The 15,873-nt window shown below is 48.1% G+C and carries 17 protein-coding genes; 7 read left to right on the forward strand and 10 right to left on the reverse strand.

Translation table 11 applies throughout. From position 1 onward, the window contains the following. Positions 1 to 331: 331 nt before the first annotated feature. A complete protein-coding gene (locus tag P4D80_RS19140) occupies positions 332 to 625 on the reverse strand; it encodes a hypothetical protein (RefSeq protein ID WP_421655599.1) in 294 nt (97 codons plus the stop codon). Positions 626 to 935: 310 nt separating this feature from the next. Between P4D80_RS19140 and P4D80_RS19145 the strand changes: the two genes are divergently transcribed. Further along, positions 936 to 1,610: a response regulator transcription factor gene (locus tag P4D80_RS19145; RefSeq protein WP_421655600.1), complete on the forward strand. Its 675-nt coding sequence runs from the start codon at positions 936 to 938 to the stop codon at positions 1,608 to 1,610. 13 nt (positions 1,611 to 1,623) lie between these two features. Here the strand turns inward: P4D80_RS19145 and P4D80_RS19150 are convergent, their stop codons facing one another. Further along, the gene (locus tag P4D80_RS19150; protein WP_421655601.1) at positions 1,624 to 2,454 is read right to left on the reverse strand and encodes a hypothetical protein; all 831 of its coding nucleotides are present in this window, start codon (positions 2,452 to 2,454) and stop codon (positions 1,624 to 1,626) included. Positions 2,455 to 2,918: 464 nt separating this feature from the next. On the opposite strand from P4D80_RS19150, the gene phoU reads away from it, so the two are divergent. Continuing rightward, positions 2,919 to 3,575 (forward strand): phosphate signaling complex protein PhoU, encoded by a 657-nt coding sequence (phoU, locus tag P4D80_RS19155; RefSeq protein WP_421655602.1) that lies wholly within the window; start codon positions 2,919 to 2,921, stop codon positions 3,573 to 3,575. Between the two features lie 20 nt (positions 3,576 to 3,595). Here phoU and hflX read toward each other — a convergent pair whose 3' ends face one another. Further along, entirely contained in the window at positions 3,596 to 5,320 is a 1,725-nt protein-coding gene (gene hflX, locus P4D80_RS19160) for a GTPase HflX (RefSeq protein ID WP_421655603.1), read from the reverse strand. A gap of 308 nt (positions 5,321 to 5,628) precedes the next feature. Between hflX and P4D80_RS19165 the strand changes: the two genes are divergently transcribed. Further along, the gene (locus P4D80_RS19165) at positions 5,629 to 6,060 is read left to right on the forward strand and encodes a hypothetical protein (protein WP_421655604.1); all 432 of its coding nucleotides are present in this window, start codon (positions 5,629 to 5,631) and stop codon (positions 6,058 to 6,060) included. Positions 6,061 to 6,185: 125 nt separating this feature from the next. Here P4D80_RS19165 and P4D80_RS19170 read toward each other — a convergent pair whose 3' ends face one another. From P4D80_RS19170 to upp, 3 genes are all read right to left on the reverse strand, one after another. Then, positions 6,186 to 6,467 carry a YggT family protein gene (locus P4D80_RS19170; RefSeq protein WP_421655605.1) on the reverse strand — a complete coding sequence of 94 codons (282 nt, stop codon included), beginning with the start codon at positions 6,465 to 6,467 and terminating at the stop codon, positions 6,186 to 6,188. A gap of 188 nt (positions 6,468 to 6,655) precedes the next feature. After that, entirely contained in the window at positions 6,656 to 7,009 is a 354-nt protein-coding gene (locus P4D80_RS19175; protein ID WP_421655606.1) for a hypothetical protein, read from the reverse strand. 116 nt (positions 7,010 to 7,125) lie between these two features. After that, positions 7,126 to 7,776 (reverse strand): uracil phosphoribosyltransferase, encoded by a 651-nt coding sequence (upp, locus tag P4D80_RS19180; protein ID WP_421655607.1) that lies wholly within the window; start codon positions 7,774 to 7,776, stop codon positions 7,126 to 7,128. A 454-nt stretch (positions 7,777 to 8,230) separates the two neighbouring features. On the opposite strand from upp, the gene crtH reads away from it, so the two are divergent. Continuing rightward, positions 8,231 to 9,808: a carotenoid isomerase gene (crtH, locus tag P4D80_RS19185; RefSeq protein ID WP_421655608.1), complete on the forward strand. Its 1,578-nt coding sequence runs from the start codon at positions 8,231 to 8,233 to the stop codon at positions 9,806 to 9,808. Between the two features lie 118 nt (positions 9,809 to 9,926). On the opposite strand, the gene P4D80_RS19190 is transcribed toward crtH, so the two are convergent. Further along, positions 9,927 to 10,130, reverse strand: coding sequence for a hypothetical protein (locus P4D80_RS19190; protein ID WP_421655609.1), 204 nt, complete (start codon positions 10,128 to 10,130; stop codon positions 9,927 to 9,929). 718 nt (positions 10,131 to 10,848) lie between these two features. Between P4D80_RS19190 and P4D80_RS19195 the strand changes: the two genes are divergently transcribed. Further along, complete coding sequence (locus tag P4D80_RS19195) at positions 10,849 to 11,160, forward strand: Mo-dependent nitrogenase C-terminal domain-containing protein (protein WP_421655610.1); 312 nt, start codon at positions 10,849 to 10,851, stop codon at positions 11,158 to 11,160. 20 nt (positions 11,161 to 11,180) lie between these two features. Here P4D80_RS19195 and cobW read toward each other — a convergent pair whose 3' ends face one another. The 3 genes from cobW to P4D80_RS19210 all read right to left on the reverse strand — a co-directional run bounded on the left by cobW (position 11,181) and on the right by P4D80_RS19210 (position 14,173). Then, positions 11,181 to 12,266, reverse strand: a complete 1,086-nt coding sequence (gene cobW, locus P4D80_RS19200) for a cobalamin biosynthesis protein CobW (protein ID WP_421655611.1) — start codon at positions 12,264 to 12,266, stop codon at positions 11,181 to 11,183. A 548-nt stretch (positions 12,267 to 12,814) separates the two neighbouring features. After that, positions 12,815 to 13,531: a heme oxygenase (biliverdin-producing) gene (locus P4D80_RS19205; protein WP_421655612.1), complete on the reverse strand. Its 717-nt coding sequence runs from the start codon at positions 13,529 to 13,531 to the stop codon at positions 12,815 to 12,817. Between the two features lie 300 nt (positions 13,532 to 13,831). After that, a complete protein-coding gene (locus tag P4D80_RS19210) occupies positions 13,832 to 14,173 on the reverse strand; it encodes an NAD(P)H-quinone oxidoreductase subunit M (protein WP_421655614.1) in 342 nt (113 codons plus the stop codon). 425 nt (positions 14,174 to 14,598) lie between these two features. Here P4D80_RS19210 and coaE point away from each other — a divergent pair, with 425 nt between their 5' ends. Further along, a complete protein-coding gene (gene coaE / locus P4D80_RS19215) occupies positions 14,599 to 15,258 on the forward strand; it encodes a dephospho-CoA kinase (RefSeq protein WP_421655616.1) in 660 nt (219 codons plus the stop codon). Between the two features lie 27 nt (positions 15,259 to 15,285). Beyond that, positions 15,286 to 15,846 carry a hypothetical protein gene (locus P4D80_RS19220; protein ID WP_421655617.1) on the forward strand — a complete coding sequence of 187 codons (561 nt, stop codon included), beginning with the start codon at positions 15,286 to 15,288 and terminating at the stop codon, positions 15,844 to 15,846. Positions 15,847 to 15,873: the final 27 nt, after the last annotated feature.

Here is a 15,873-nt window from a genome sequence, read left to right on the forward strand (position 1 = left end):
GAAACTCTTGCTTTGGGGGTTTCGTTCCCAAACCCCCATGTCACAAAATCGAGTGTTTGCAAGATTAGTGTCTGATTGGTTTTAAGCCGCTTTAGCTACGATTGGGAATTTGCACGCTGGCAGTGCCAATGGGGATTTCTCCCATAAGGCCTGTTCGCTCAGCAGTGACGCCATAAAAAATGATATCTCCATCGGAACGGCGCATTTGAACCCCAGTAAATTGAACTTCCAGATAGGTACTCTGCGCGACAGGTTGGTTGAAGACAATGGCAACTTTGTTTTTAGTAGGTGTGATTCTAGCAGGAACATCCCGACCGTTTTGGTCTGTGACTCAAATATTGTCATAGTCTTCCATCTGACTGGGAAGCGAAATCATCAGGTCGTTAAGCGACATGCCGACCACAGCTAACCGAATAAAATGGGCGCTACCCCGCACACCTGAACTGGTGATAAAGGGAGCGGTAAAGTTAAACACCATGGAGGTATCACCTGCCATTACCAATGGTGCAGATGCATTGGGATTGCCAGTAGTAATCCCTAGGCGAGCAGACGCAGGAGCGATGATACCGGATGTAGCGATCGCCACCATCAATGCAGAAAGACCACCATACATTGAACCTTTCATGTCTCAATCCTCGAAGGTAGTAAAGCAGAGCAATCGGTCAGGTACTTAAATCAATCAATTGCCTTTGATTAACAGATTGCTGAACCAGGCTGAAATTCTTCTAATTGAAAGATTAAAAAGTCCTAAGAGTTTTGGGTTGATTTATTCAGGAAGTTTTATGAGGCGACACTTAATCGCCTTCTCAGTAAAAACTCATTCGATCAGTAGAAGAATAAATTATGAGGAAAGCGCTTGGTAACTTCCATTCTCCATCTACCGTAGTTCTCCCTTGTTGATCAGTGCAATCCCGCCCCTAAAAAGCGAGGTGTTTATGTCAGCCCACATCCTTTTAGTTGAAGATGAAGTTAAACTGGCTCGGTTCATTGAACTGGAACTGACCAGTGAAGGGTACCGCATCAGCGTTGCCCATGACGGCATGGCGGGCTTAACTCTGGCACGGGAGTCTGCACCGGAGTTAGTCATTTTAGATTGGATGTTGCCAGGGATGACGGGGGTTGAGATTTGTCACCGGTTGCGGGCAACGGGCATTAAAGTTCCGGTGATTCTGCTAACGGCAAAAGATGAGGTGGGCGATCGCGTAGCGGGTTTGGATGCGGGCGCAGATGATTATGTTGTCAAACCTTTCAGTATTGAAGAATTGCTAGCCCGGGTGCGGGCCCACCGGCGCCGTACCCAGGAGGCAGACCAGAATACCCTGCAATTTGATGACTTGAGTCTGAATCGCCGTACCCGTGAAGTTTTTCGGGGGCAGCGGGCGATCGAGCTAACGGCAAAGGAATTTGACTTGCTGGAGTATCTGCTTAACCACCCCCGCCAGGTTTATACTCGTGACCAGATTTTAGAAAGCGTTTGGGGGTATGACTTTATTGGAGATTCAAACATTATTGAAGTCTACGTTCGTTATCTGCGTTTGAAGCTGGAAGAGAAGGGTGAAAAGCGATTAATTCAAACCATTCGGCGTGTGGGGTATGTGCTGAGAGATTAGGTTCTGGCCCTCCTTACGAACTACTGCCGGAGGGAAGTGCTCGTAAATAGTGAAGAAACTCCATCAGTTGGTCTTCGTTTAATTCAGCCCGTGTTTGTTTGCCATAGGTTCGTTTCAGGTGGCTTTGACCACGCTTTTTACTCCAGCCAATCCGCTCCATTTCAACATCGGTAAGGGCGATCAGTTCTGACAAATCGACAGGTTCACTAGAGGTTTCATCAGCAGGTTCCGGGGTGAAATCAGTGTCTGTATTCTGAAAATTCTGATTTGTAAATGGTTCTTCTACAAGCTCTAAACCTCCTTCATGGATTGGTTCTGATGCAGTTGCTCCATTCAATTGGGGCAATTCCTCAAGCCCAGGGGGCGATTTTACCCGACTACGATGGGATGAATGGGATCTGGACTGAATGATGGGTTTAGAAACAGGCCGGGACTCTAGCGGTAGAGGTGGAATGGGGGCGGAACGAAATGCCACATCGGCAGCGGCTTCTTCAAAGGAAGTGGGTACGGACGTGGTCGGTGGAAATTCCTGATGCTTAGGCAAGTTTGAGGAAAAATCAGCATCAGAGGCTGGGCTGGGGGGTGAAAAAGGAAGGAGAGGAGAGTGATCGCCCACACCAATGCCCAGCATGGCCAACACCCGTAGTTTTGCCTGATCTTCAGCCTGTTCAATGGTTGCGGCGGCGGCCATACTCGTTACCAACGCTACCCCACCCAGTTGAACAAGCGCACGCACTACAAAGCGATCGCCATGAACCTGCACAAGTTCTGAAATCAGGCTGCTAGTTGGATAGCGGGTTTGTAATTGCGTTAATAACGAGTGAAAGTTAACAGATTCAGACATAATTTATACAAACAGTTGATAGGGATTAAGACATCTCTCAATGTCATGAGTGTACCGATAGTAGTTTCCAAATCAACAAAGAATAGTGATTCAACAAAAATTGAACAACCAAAAGCCAGAATTCGGACAAGATTATTGAGGCTAGTTCCCTATTCCTGATAGCTAAATTAGTATGAGAGTACGCAACTGAGAACTTTAAGGATTCAAGAGAAATTAAAATCACTTGACCAACTTCCTTAGATAAATATTAGAACTGCTTTTTGTCATTAAAGTTACAGTGCAATCTTGAAGCCGATGGGTTTAACTCTAACTTTCAAGTACCCATAATTTAGATTTAATCAATTGTTTCCGAAAATGTTTCCATTGTCTAGGAGTTGGTAGCTATACTTGGGATAACTTGAATGCTAATCTGCTGCAGTTCAGAAAGTTAAAAACTTTAACATCTAACTTTGGTAACCACTTCATTGAACACTCCACGATCCACCACCCGCACTCATTTTGAGCGTCAACTTAAGCGTATCCAGCAAGATGTTCTACGTATGGGCGCTCTGGTAGAGAATTCGTTCTTTCTAGCCCGTCGGTCGCTATTTGAGCGGGATCTGGAAGCACCTAGTCAGATTGCAATTCAGGACAAGCAGATTGACCACTTTTATCGCCAGATTGAACAAGATTGTGTCAGTCTAATTGCTCTACAAGCCCCTGTTGCTCAGGATCTACGCCTGCTGAGTGCCATTATGCAGCTGGTACGCGATCTGGAACGAATTGGTGACTATGCTGAAGACCTGGGGGAAATTGCTGTGCGTCTGTTTCCCTACCCCGTTCCGCCTTACATGGGGCAAATGCAGATGATGTGCGATCGCTGTCGAGCGATGCTGGCTATGAGCTTGGCCGCCCTATCGGATATGGATGCAGAATCAGGACTGGCAGTTAAGATTCGAGACGATGCGGTTGATTTGGACTACGAAACCCTGTATAACGAATTGGCACAACAGCGAGATTTTCCAGGTGTAGTCGAACCCATTGTGCTCATGGTTCTCATCATTCGCCATCTGGAGCGGATGGCAGACCATGCCACCAATATTGGCAAACGAGTCGCCTACATCGTGACCGGGCAACGGTAAGCGGTTTAAGAAGATATCGCTTAAGAAGATATCGCGTAATGGACAAGATGCCCCAGGCGGAGTCGGAGAGTTTCTAACCCCAGGCGATCACTCGCTGAAATAAACACTGCCTGCGGATACTCTTCCTGGGCATGGGTCAGGCGCGTGCCATTCACCTGGTCGATTTTGTTGAAGGCGAGCAAGATTGGGCCAGGGGCGATCGGCATCTGCGACAAAATCGTCATCACTGACTGAATCTGAGTCTGCCAGGCAGGATGGGAAAGATCCACCAAATGTAGCAGCGCATCGGCCTCAGTTACCTCCTCTAATGTCGCCCGAAAGGCATCCACCAACGATGGCGGCAGTTCATGAATAAAACCAACGGTATCTGTCAGCAAAATGGGCCTGGGTGCCTGGGTAACGGCATCTGGAACAACCAGACGGCGAGTGGTTGGGTCCAGAGTGGCAAATAGCTGGTCTGCGGTATAAACGTCTGCGTTGGTCAGTACGTTGAGCAGGGTAGACTTGCCTGCATTGGTATAGCCCACCACCGCTACCGAAGGAACTTCTTGATGCTGCCGTCGTTGGCGCAGGCGATTGCGGTGTGCCTGTAACTGGTTCACTTCCTGCTGCAAGCGGGAGATACGACGCTGAATGGCCCGACGCTCAGTTTCCAGTTTGGTTTCTCCAGGTCCTCTGGTTCCAATTCCACCGCCCAGGCGGGACATGGCCTGTCCTCTTCCTGCCAGACGCGGCAGCATGTACTCCAGTTGGGCCAGTTCTACCTGCAACTTCCCGGCTCCAGAGCGGGCTCGCTGGGCAAAGATGTCCAGAATGACCTCCGTTCGATCCACAACCCGCACTCCAATCTGGGTTTCCAGGTTCCGAATTTGAGCGGGAGAAAGATCCCGATCAAACACCACCAGATTGGCACCAATGGTTTGGGCAGTGAGGGCAATTTCCTGCACCTTTCCTTCGCCCACAACTGTTTGGGGATGGGGATGGGGTCGCCGCTGCTTCAGAGTTTGTAAAACTTCGCCGCCTGCCGTCTCAACCAGCCGTGCCAGCTCTGCTAGCCCATTTTGAAATTGTTGGGGCGTGTCGCGATCGGTCATTAATCCCACAAGCAGAACTTGATCATGATCTCGGTCAACCTGGCGGGCAATATACTCCCGCCGAAATTCCTCTTCCAGCCCCTCCACCAGGCGGAGGAAATCATGGTTTGCCAGGATATCCAGACTCAAAGGTGGTGAAACAGTCCATGCCGTTTCTGGATGGGGCAACAGGTGCGCCAGGTAGGTTTCCTTGACATAGCCAGTCGCTCCTCCACCTCGCCGCTCAAAGCCCCCGCCCGTAAGCGTGAGCGACACCAGCGCATCCAACCGTTGGATTGCCATCGCCGTCAAAATCGATTCAGTAGGAGGCTCATGCTTTAACTGGGTAGAGATGCATCGAATACCAGAAAGCCGCTCTGCCCCATAACGAGGTAGTTCTAGAGGGGGAATTTGAGTCTGGCGCGGTGTCCCAACGCCTACCCGAATGACCTGCCCTCGACGGTTGATATAGGCGCAAACAGGTTGGCTCAACTCAGTACTGATGGCAGCAAGCCGCTGGGCAAACTCAGGTGTTGTGAGGCGATCGCCCGGCAACCGCTGATGGTAAAGCCGCTGCAATTGCTTGAGTTGGCTAGTCTTTAACCCTTGAAGGTTTCCGTAAACAGTCTCGATAAGCGAAATTACTCCAAATCGACATAAGTAGGTAGTCACAATTAATTGTAAAGGGGGGAGTGGAGGCTGCACCCCCAGGCAAGGGGTAAAATCCCCTCCACCCCCAAAATTATTCTTAATTTAATTGTGCCTAGCTACTTACCTTATTTTAATTGAGAGCAAAGGAGGAGGGATGAGTAGGAGGGTGAAGGGGTTCTGGTTCTGATGAAGGCAACAGGCGGTTCTCCTGACTCCTGGCTCCTAACTCCCGATTCCTGCCTTCTGGCTCCTCGGCTCCTGCCTACTCCCCCGTCCCCTCAATGCAGTATTCTGAGTAATCAAGAAACTGTCCCCTCACCTCACAAGCTATGAAGTTTCGAGCGCTCACGATTGTCGTTGCGGCAAGTGTCCTCTGGTTGCTGACCGCCTGGGTCACCCCTCCTGCTTTTGCCCTCACTCAGGTCAGGTTGTTTGATCTGTCCTACCATGAATGCCCGCCAGAACTGGCAGAAGGTGCAGTTGACAGCGGAACTCCCATGGCTGCCAATTGCTTCATTGTGACGGGTAAGGCAGAAAACAAATCGGGCAAGCCCGTCATCAACGCGGATATTTTTGGGCGAATTTACGATGCCAACAATGACTCGGTGATGCAAAACCGGACACGTTTAGGTGCGATCGAAGAAGTTCCACCGGGCATTAGCGATTTTGAATTGAGAATTTCAGTTCCAGCAAATCAACCCACTCCCCTCAAGCTAGAACAGTTTAAGGCAGCCGGATTCGCTGGCGTTGTTCGTCGATAATCCACCCATTTATGAAGATCCATAAAGCATGATACCTCGCTACTGACCTGAGAGCAGCGAGGTATCATGCTACAAAAACAAATTAAAAAGAAAACAGAAACCGACTGAAGTTCCTGTAAGAATCACTAAGCGACGGCATAGGCCAGACGTGTAATCATTTGCCCCAAAACTTGTAACAACATCAAAGCCAGGATTGGGGAAAAGTCCAAACCACCGAGAGGAGGAATGAAGGAGCGGAAGATATTGAGGTAAGGGTCGGTCAGCTGGCTCAGGAAAGAAAATGGAGGGTCAAACCAGTTGATGTTTGGGAACCAGCTCAGCAAAATCCGAATTACCAGAAGAATGGTGTAAATACTAATGAAAGTTACGAGCGTTTGAACGATTAAATAGACTGGAGAAGAAATCATGTGTGGTTACATCCTCTCAGGTCGAAGGTTTTTGATACTTAAACTTAGTCTAGCGGAATCTCACCAAGTCTTCAGCTTGATCAAGTAGAATTTATCATCCCTCGCAAGGGGTGATACAAATCTCAACCTGGCTTCCTATTCCTGTACCCACCCCCATTCCCTCCCCATCCCCACTCCCTAATTTTTAGCTAGGCTTCTTTAGAAGCAGACGGCTCACTACTTTTGCTGGACGTTCCGTTAACCCCCCCCAGTTTTTGACGCACATCATCGATCGCATCATTCAATTGGGCAATCTTATCTTCCAGGCTGCGCCGCGCCGCCTCAATATCTACCTGTTGAGCATCCTGGGGCTTCAATGAACGCTTCTTTGCTTTACCCCCCTTGTCATCCGGCTGGTCTGAATTCAGAAGCGGTGCTTCCTCGGATGAAACCAGTTCTTTCAATTTACCGGACGCCACTAATGCGCCCAGCACTCCTCCCACAATGCCACCCACAAGGGTGCCTAATAAAAAACCACCGGCAAATTCATCTTGCTGACTCATCGCTCAACTACCATCTCAGCTGTACAGCGAAAAAACTGATGGTACAGTTCCTATCCCAAGCTTAACGATTGTGGCTCAGACTGCCCACACAGGTATCAAGGCTACAGATTAGCATCTCATGTACCAAAAGTGCGATCGCCCGCATCTCCCAAACCTGGCACAATAAATCCCCGATTATTGAGTCCTTCATCAATCGCGGCGGCATAAACCGTCAGGCTTGGGTAAGCTACACTCAACTTTTGCAGGGCAGGTGGAGCCGTCACGACGGAAATGATTCGAACCAGAGATGGGTCAATCCCACGCCGGGTGAGCTCTGTCATGGCTGCCATACTGGTGCCTCCTGTGGCTAGCATAGGCTCCGTAATCAGTACCCGCGTTTGAGGCGCAAAGTTCTCCGGTAGCTTGTTCAGGTAACAACTGGGTTCCAGCGTCTCCTCATTTCTGACAAAACCGATATGGTAGATCGAGGCCAGTGGCAGGGCAGCATGGGCACCTTCCAGAAGCGCCAGCCCTGCCCGCAGAATTGGCATCACAACAATGGGAACCTCTGGATCAACGAATGTGGCTGGACAGGGAGCGAGTGGCGTGTCTATCATTACATCCCTCGTGGGCAGCCAGTCTCGAATTGCCTCGTAGGTTAACCATCGTCCCAGTTCCGTCATAGCGCTACGAAACAACGCTGAGGGAGTAGACGCATCGCGAGCCACACCCAACCAGTGCTTGATGAGTGGATGGGGCGGAACGTAGACACGCATTTGAAGAGTCATAGCTTAAAAAAAGAACTCTGGTCAGAAATTTGCCCTATCATAACCCCCTTCCTGTAACTCAGGATGTTCATGCCAGGATGCTTGCCTGCTACCGATTTATTTGGGGAATGCCACCAAGCGCATGCACTGAGGAGCCAGAAGTTGGGAGTCAGGAGCCAGAAGAACCGCCTGTCACCTGTTGCCTGCTGCCTGTCGCCTTGATCTAGAACTCAAAACTCCTCCACTCTACCCTGTGGCTTGTTGCCTTCGTCAGAACTCAAAATTCAAACTCCACCGAAGCTGAAACTGCTCTCACTAATTTATTGACAATTAGTCTCAATAAGGTTAGATTGAGTGAAGTGTTCTCCTCTCTGAAGGATCGGCAGATGGGGTTGGTCGGCGATCGATCAATCCCTTTTTTCTTCACTGCCTAACTCCGATACACTGGGGAGGTACCTGTTGCTGTCTTTAGTTCATGTCTGTTACATCTGATATCGCCCAGGGGGTATCGAGTCATCGGCTATTGGAGCATCGCTTTGACCCATCTCTCCCTGATCAGAAATGGGATGCGATCGTCATTGGTTCAGGAATTGGAGGGCTTGTTACTGCAACTCAGTTGGCTGTAAAAGGGGCCCGTGTTCTTGTTTTAGAGCGCTACCTGATTCCAGGGGGGAGTGCAGGATACTTTGAGCGGCAGGGCTATCGGTTTGACGTTGGGGCCTCCATGATCTTTGGTTTTGGTACGAAGGGAACCACCAATCTATTGACCCGTGCTCTGCAAGCCGTTAATGTTGGCTTAGAAACCATCCCTGATCCGGTGCAGATTCATTACCATCTGCCTAATGCGCTAGATTTAAAAGTGCACCGGGATTATGAGAAATTTTTGCAGGAACTGACTCACCAATTCCCCCACGAAAAATTAGGAATTCGGCGCTTCTATGACGAGTGCTGGAAAGTATTTAATTGCCTCAATGCGATGGAATTGCTGTCCCTGGAAGAACCTCGTTATTTGATGCGGGTCTTTTTTCAGCATCCGTTTGCCTGTTTGGGGTTGGTGAAGTATTTGCCTCAGAATGTAGGAGATATTGCCCGTCGATACATTAGTGACCCCATTCTCCTGAAATTTATTGATATAGAGTGTTACTGCTGGTCAGTAGTTCCGGCAGATCTGACGCCAATGATTAATGCAGGCATGGTATTTAGCGATCGCCACTACGGTGGCATCAACTATCCCAAAGGAGGAGTTGGCCGCATTGCCCAAAAACTGGTTGAAGGGTTAGAAAAATTTGGTGGGCACATTCAGTACAAAGCCAGAGTGACCCGTATTTTGCAAGAAAATGGGCGGGCAGTAGGTGTTCAACTGGCGTCGGGTGAAGTTTACCAGGCCAGGCGAATTATCTCCAATGCCACCCGTTGGGACACATTTGAAAAACTCATTCCCCCCGACCAAATGCCCGCTGCCGAGCGCAGGTGGCAGAAGCGTTATCAGAAATCTCCCAGTTTCTTGAGCTTGCATCTGGGAATCAAAGCAGAAGCCCTGCCGGTGGGTACTGAATGCCATCACGTTCTGCTAGAAAACTGGGAGGAGATGGAATCGCCAGAAGGAACCATCTTTGTTTCAATCCCAACTTTACTCGATCCGGACCTGGCTCCTCCTGGCCATCATATTATCCATACCTTCACCCCAAGCTGGATAGAAGATTGGCAGGGACTGTCCCCCACGGAGTATCGGAAACATAAGGAAGACGCTGCTGTCCGTCTAATTGGGCGTCTGGAACAAATTTTTCCGGGTCTCTCATCCAGTCTAGATTATCAAGAAGTGGGCACTCCTCGAACTCATCGTCGTTTTCTGGGGCGAGATGATGGTACCTATGGACCGATCCCGGCACGTAAACTCAGAGGTTTACTGGGAATGCCATTCAATCGCACAGCAGTTCCAGGTCTATACTGTGTTGGGGATAGTACATTTCCGGGGCAGGGACTCAATGCCGTAGCATTTTCTGGATTTGCCTGTGCCCATCGAGTGGCAGTTGATCTGGGCTATGTTAAATAGGTAGCTAGGCGCAATTCAATTAAGGATAATTTCGGGGCTGGAGGAGGTAAAACCCCCTGCCTTGGGGCGCAGCCCCCATTCCTCCCTTTGCTAATTCTAATTAATGATGACTACCTACTTAATCCACCACTCTGAGCCGTCCTGCCCTCAAGAGCTCAAACACACGGTTAATCAATTCGTGTTCTGCCTGATTGATACTTGTTTGAGACAAGAGAGCAGACATGAATTGGTGCTGATCCGCACGGCTGATCTTGCCACAAGCCACAATTTTATTAACCATTTCCTCAATATTCGGACGGGGTAGATGAGCCTGCTTTTTCATTTTGGAATAGTTTCGATCGTACCTTCAATTCATCTAATTTTCAAATATTTCCATTAAGAATTTAGAGATCTTAGTCATTATTTTCTGTGATAACAATCACAGTGATAACAATCACAGTTTAAGTCGATAGTGAATAGCCAACTATATCCTGAGAATGAGAAGAAAAATAAAATTCCTGATATTTACCTAGACTTTATAAATACTCGAAAATTCCCCCCCTGGGTACTGTGTATTTCTACGAAGGCTTTGCTTTGTTAAAGATAACGTGAAGCAAAGTATGATAATCCGGATTACACTAAGTAGCTTTAAATATCTTCTAGATAAAGCTTCCAAGCTTCTTCTATTATTAGGCTATTTTCTATAGAGGGATCTCTATTCCTGTTAAACCCCCTCACTTTTTGTGCTTTTGCTCAAGGTTTTCTTAAGCTCTACTCATTTCCCTGGAGACAGTTCAAGCTAGTGCCTTGTTAGAGAGAACCCTGAACAATTCATTTCAAGCTAGTGCCTTGTTAGAGAGAACCCTGAACAATTCATTGGGATTTTTACCTGGAGAGTGCCACTTCTCTTACTGGCTTTACGGAAATCCTAATTTTGATTTGTATCTTGTTAGTGAGGGAACAATTGATGAATGGACGCATCAAAATGATGAATGGACGCATCAAAAATTTCAGTAACCCGCATGAACGAATGAGATTAACAGACAAGAGGGAGTGATACCATGTCTGATTTCGTATTTGGTAAAGGGCTGTACCCTACCCAAGCCGCTAAACCCTACCCCTTCAACTTCAGCATTCTAAACCCGATTCGCCACTGGCTCGATGGGCTGCAAATTGATAACCCCAAACTAGCCCGTTTCCTCTACAAAGCGATCCCCGGTCAGTGTCCATTTGAAAGAGACGTCATCCTATTTGGCCGGAAGCTGGCGCATATTCCGCCGCTCTGCAAGCTCAACCCCCTCTACGAACAGCTGGTTGGTTTACGTTTTCGCTCGATTTGCTACCTGGTTGATGTGTGCGGTGAGTCTATCTAATTCCTGGCCCGCTAAACCTTCTAACTTAGCATAGCAGCCAGCTTTGACTCAATCTTTTCAGCATCCAAGGAACGACCAATAAACACAAGTCGTGTTTGTCGAGGTTCTTCTGGATTCCAGGGGCGATCGTAGAATTGATCAAAACGAGTTCCTACTCCCTGTAGGACTAATCTCATCGGCTTTTGTGGAACAGCCACAAATCCCTTAATTCGATAGATTTCCTGCTCCTGCACCAGAGCTTCTAGTTGCCGCTTGAGTATTTCCGGGTTAAACCCACGCTCCAGGATCACGTAGGTTGAATGAATTTCATCGTCATGGTCATGATCTTCTTCTTGATCGTGGTGACTGGGGCGGCTTTCCAAACTCTCTTCAACCGCCGCTTCAAACCCTAACAAGATTTCTGGATCAAGCCTGCCGTAGTTGGCTGGAACTACTTTAACTGCTCTGGGTAGCTCTCCTCGAACTCGTTCCGCAACCTGATTGAAAGTTTGGGTGTCCACTAAATCAGCTTTATTGAGAATCACCAGATCGGCACAGGCTAGCTGGTCTTCAAATAATTCTTGAATTGGGGTTTCGTGATCCAGATTGGGATCAGCCTGGCGTTGAGCCTCCAGTGCCCGCAAGTCGCTGGCGATAGTTCCAGTGGAAACGGCTTCACAGTCCACAACGGTGATGACTCCATCGACTGTAGCGGCATTGCGGATTTCTTGCCAGCGAAAAGCTTTGATTAAAGGTTTGGGTAGGGCTAACCCGGAAGTTTCAATCAAAATGCAGTCAAGGCTGTCTCGACGCTGGATGAGCTCCAGCATGGTAGGAAGAAATTCTTCTTGAACGGTACAGCAAAGGCAGCCGTTGGTGAGCTCAACAATGTTGGTGGCGGCAGAATGATTTTGTCTGCCGGGTTCGTCTGTGATAGCAGTTGCTGTCTCTTCGTCACAGACTTGACAAGAGCGCAGCAAGTCTCCATCAATGCCGAGTTCTCCAAACTCGTTGACAAGTACAGCAATTCGCCTGCCTTGGTTGTTCTGCAATAAATGACGGATGAGGGTGGTTTTACCACTACCAAGAAAGCCTGTGATGATTGTGACGGGAATTTTGGTTGCCATGCCTCGCTTGATAAGGTGTTGTTAATTTTTACAGAGAGAGGGGAGCGACTTGAGGTTTGGGTTCTGAGGTTTGAGTGCTTCACTCATCTTCGCACGCTTCATCTTTAAGCTGGATTTGATATTACCTTCTCTAACAACCAGCAACCAACAACTTAAGGAATGAGAGTTAAATAACTCCGAAAACCTCATCCCGTCTTTGGCAGCCCTCTCCGAGTCGGAGAGGGGAAGGGGGAGAGGTCAGTTCACTCAAAAAATGTGGTGTTATTGAATCCATGATCCTAAGTAGGTAGTCATAATTAATTGGTAGCGGGGAGGCGAAGCCCCCACGTAGGGGTGGAACCCCTGCACCCCGTTCAAATTTTAAGAAGGATTGCTATAGCCAAGAATCCTGGAGTCTTGATAGCTTTGGGAAACCACCAAATCCTCAGGATTCATCAAGGGTTGTCGATTGTTGATTATCGATAGAGGACACTGACCATTGTTAGTAACCAGATGTTAGTAGCCAGGACCCCAAGATCGACAATCCAGAATTGCCAATTGGATTATGCTTACTCAGCAGTTGCCAATTCAGTACTCCCCCGGTTACGACGACGGGTAAGGGTATTGAACAGCATTTGCCCGATTGCCTTGATCAAGCTGCCTTCTAATTCTCTAAACATTTTCATGTTCAGCCCAAAGGCATCATTGGCTTCATCAACGATGCGATCGGCGGTGGCTTCATCAACGGGTAGATCGTTCATTACCTGACGATAGGTGTTCTTAAACGCTTTTTCGTCAGAGATGGTTTTGAACTCATAGAAAGCGGTTCCTTCACCGTCAGACAGGTTCATGGCTGTCTGGGCGATTTTTTTCAAAATTTGACCACCGGATAAGTCGCCGAGATAGCGAGTGTAAGAGTGAGCCACTAACAGCTCAGGAGCGGTATTAGACACTTCCCGGATGCGAGCAACGTATTCTTCTGCCGCCGCTGAAGGAGCAACTTGCTCGCGCCAGTTGGGACCGTAATAGTAAAGCAAGTCTTTTTCTAAAGCTGCTTTACGGTTTAATTCAGGAAAGTAAATTTTGGAAACAATAGGATGCTCACGCTGACGCTCCATTTCTTCTTCCATAGCGGAATAAACGAAATAGAGGTTGGAAACCAGATTGCGGTATGAGTTTTTTTCAACGGTTCCCTTCAAGAAACACGCGACAAAACCTGTGTTTTCTGCCATTGTGTGGGACTTTTTGGTGCCCTCACGCAGTTTGGTTGCTAAATTACTGCTCATGCTAAATCATCCAACCTATCGTTGATTTTCGGGTCCTGGCATGCGGTGAAGCGTTAAGTCCTAACGCTAAATAACCCCTAAATCGTTAAGGTAAACTGATTTGATGAACGTTTTTGTTAAAAATTTTGAAGTTATGGCTACTAATCCCAATTCTCTAGGCCTGGTTTTTCCACAAAGCATGGTTTTTCCACAAAGTGGATGAATAACAATAGTTACGAATCTTACTAGCGTTATAGAATGGGCCTTTGGAGCGACTAACTCAAAATCTTTGTGAAGACAGCAGGTAACAGTTTGTAAACATCAGCTTTCCTGGGTTTCAAGGCGGGGAAGCCCCATGCTGTAGTTGAGAACGCGGCTGTTCAGGTTGTAGGAGATTTCACCTTTTTGTAGTAGCGATCGCACAAAGTGTTCTAGATCGGAACCAATACGGCGCAGGTTGTACTCAGTGAGATCTGCCCCCCCGTAGGCTTCCACCAGTTCATCGAATTTTCGATAAACCCTTTGCAGGGCATCTTCATTCCAGTTGAATTCGTTGTCAGGGTCTACATCAAGGGTTAGTACATTTTTACTCGGCACCAACTCATTGTTTTCAACCGTAGCGGTGAAGATGTGGATATGGCGAGTTGTAGACTTTAGCAACATAAGGTAACTCCGCTAGATTGAACGCGCTGGATTTGTTCTACTGCTCATTGTAAAAGGGCGATCGTCCTCTGCACTAGACTCAATCGTATCCCTGTCTATTGAGATTTTCCTATACTCTTGTTGCCAGTAAAGTACAGACTCTCGTTGGAGAGCGTTGATCCCCTCGATAAGGAACGGAGAGCACTATCAAGAGCTCTCTAACTATCAAGAGCTCTCTAAAAGGAGAGTGGCGCTGTGATGGATGAACTGTCTTCTCCAAAGCGGATTTCAGCCAAATTCTGGCCCCCTCTCCAGAAAACTGGCAGAATCAGTAAGTAGCAACAAGCGTGACACCTCACCCAAACTTTTACCCGCCTTATATTCTCAAAAGCACCTCTCTATCGGAAAAGCTACTTACAGTGAAGTCTTAGAGTCTCCAAATACCTATGGATGTTCACAACAAGCAGACTCAGCAGCATCAGCGCATCATTGGGCTGACGGGTGGTATTGGGATGGGAAAGACAACGGTTTCAGACTATCTGGCAAAAGTCCATAAGCTTCCCGTATTAGATGCGGATGTTTATGCCAGAGAAACGGTTGAACCGGGTTCGACAATCCTACAAGAAATCGCAGCCCGGTATGGTTCTGGGATTCTATTGCCAAATGGAATGCTGAATCGGCATCGGTTGGGTGATATCATTTTCAGCAGTTCCGCGGAACGGCTCTGGCTGGAGCAGCAAATTCATCCCCATGTACGCGATCGCCTCGTTGAGGCCATCAACACCCCTCCTCTGGATGATGTTCAACTAAATCCTATTGTTGTTATGGTAATCCCGCTCCTGTTTGAAGCCCGGATGACCGATTTGGTCACCGAAATTTGGGTCGTGCGTTGTTCTTTAGAACAGCAATTGGAGCGATTGATGACGCGCGATCGCCTCACTCTGGAGCAGGCTCAGGCCAGAATCAGCAGCCAGATGGCAATTCAAAAGAAAACTGCCCGAGCAGATGTAGTTCTCGATAATTCATCCACTCCGGAGAATCTCTATAAACAAGTGGATCTTAGATTGGCTCAGCAGCCCAACCAGCTGACTGTTCCTCAGGGCTAATATCGACTGTGAAACGTAATCATATTTATGGGCGCAACGCTGCAACAGATCGCTGGTTACCTGGATAACAAGGGTTGGAAATATCGTGTAGACGAGGAAGAATGCCGAATTCTCACTGGCGTTCATGCCGATAACGTGGAAGAATTTCTGATTGTGATCCAACTAGATGAAGACGGAGAGTTCTTTGAACTTTTCGCGCCCCGTGTTCTTTCTGGAGTAAAGGATCATCCTCATAAATCCGCTATCCTGCAAACCATGCTTTGCATTTCCTGGGAAACCAAAATGCTCCAGTGGGAATACGATCCTTCCGATGGTGAAATTCGAGCCATCATCGAATTCCCCCTGGAAGACTCCACCCTTACCGAGCGCCAATTCAACCGCTGCCTCTACAGCTTGATCGAGTTAGTTGATGAAATCGCCCTTCCTCGTCTTAAAGCAGTTATGGATACCGGCGAGGATCCCGGTGACATCACAGAAGGTGAACGCCTCTTGCTCCGTCTGCAAGAAGAAGCGCCCGGCCTCTTAAATGCGCTGGAAAAGGCGATGGAAGCCCGCAAGCGGCGAGGAAGGCTACCTCCCTCTGAGTAATGGCAGGAATAGCTCAAATCTATCCTA

Source organism: Leptothermofonsia sp. ETS-13 (assembly GCF_049200465.1).
In the GTDB taxonomy this organism is placed as follows: Bacteria; Cyanobacteriota; Cyanobacteriia; order Leptolyngbyales; family Leptolyngbyaceae; genus Leptothermofonsia.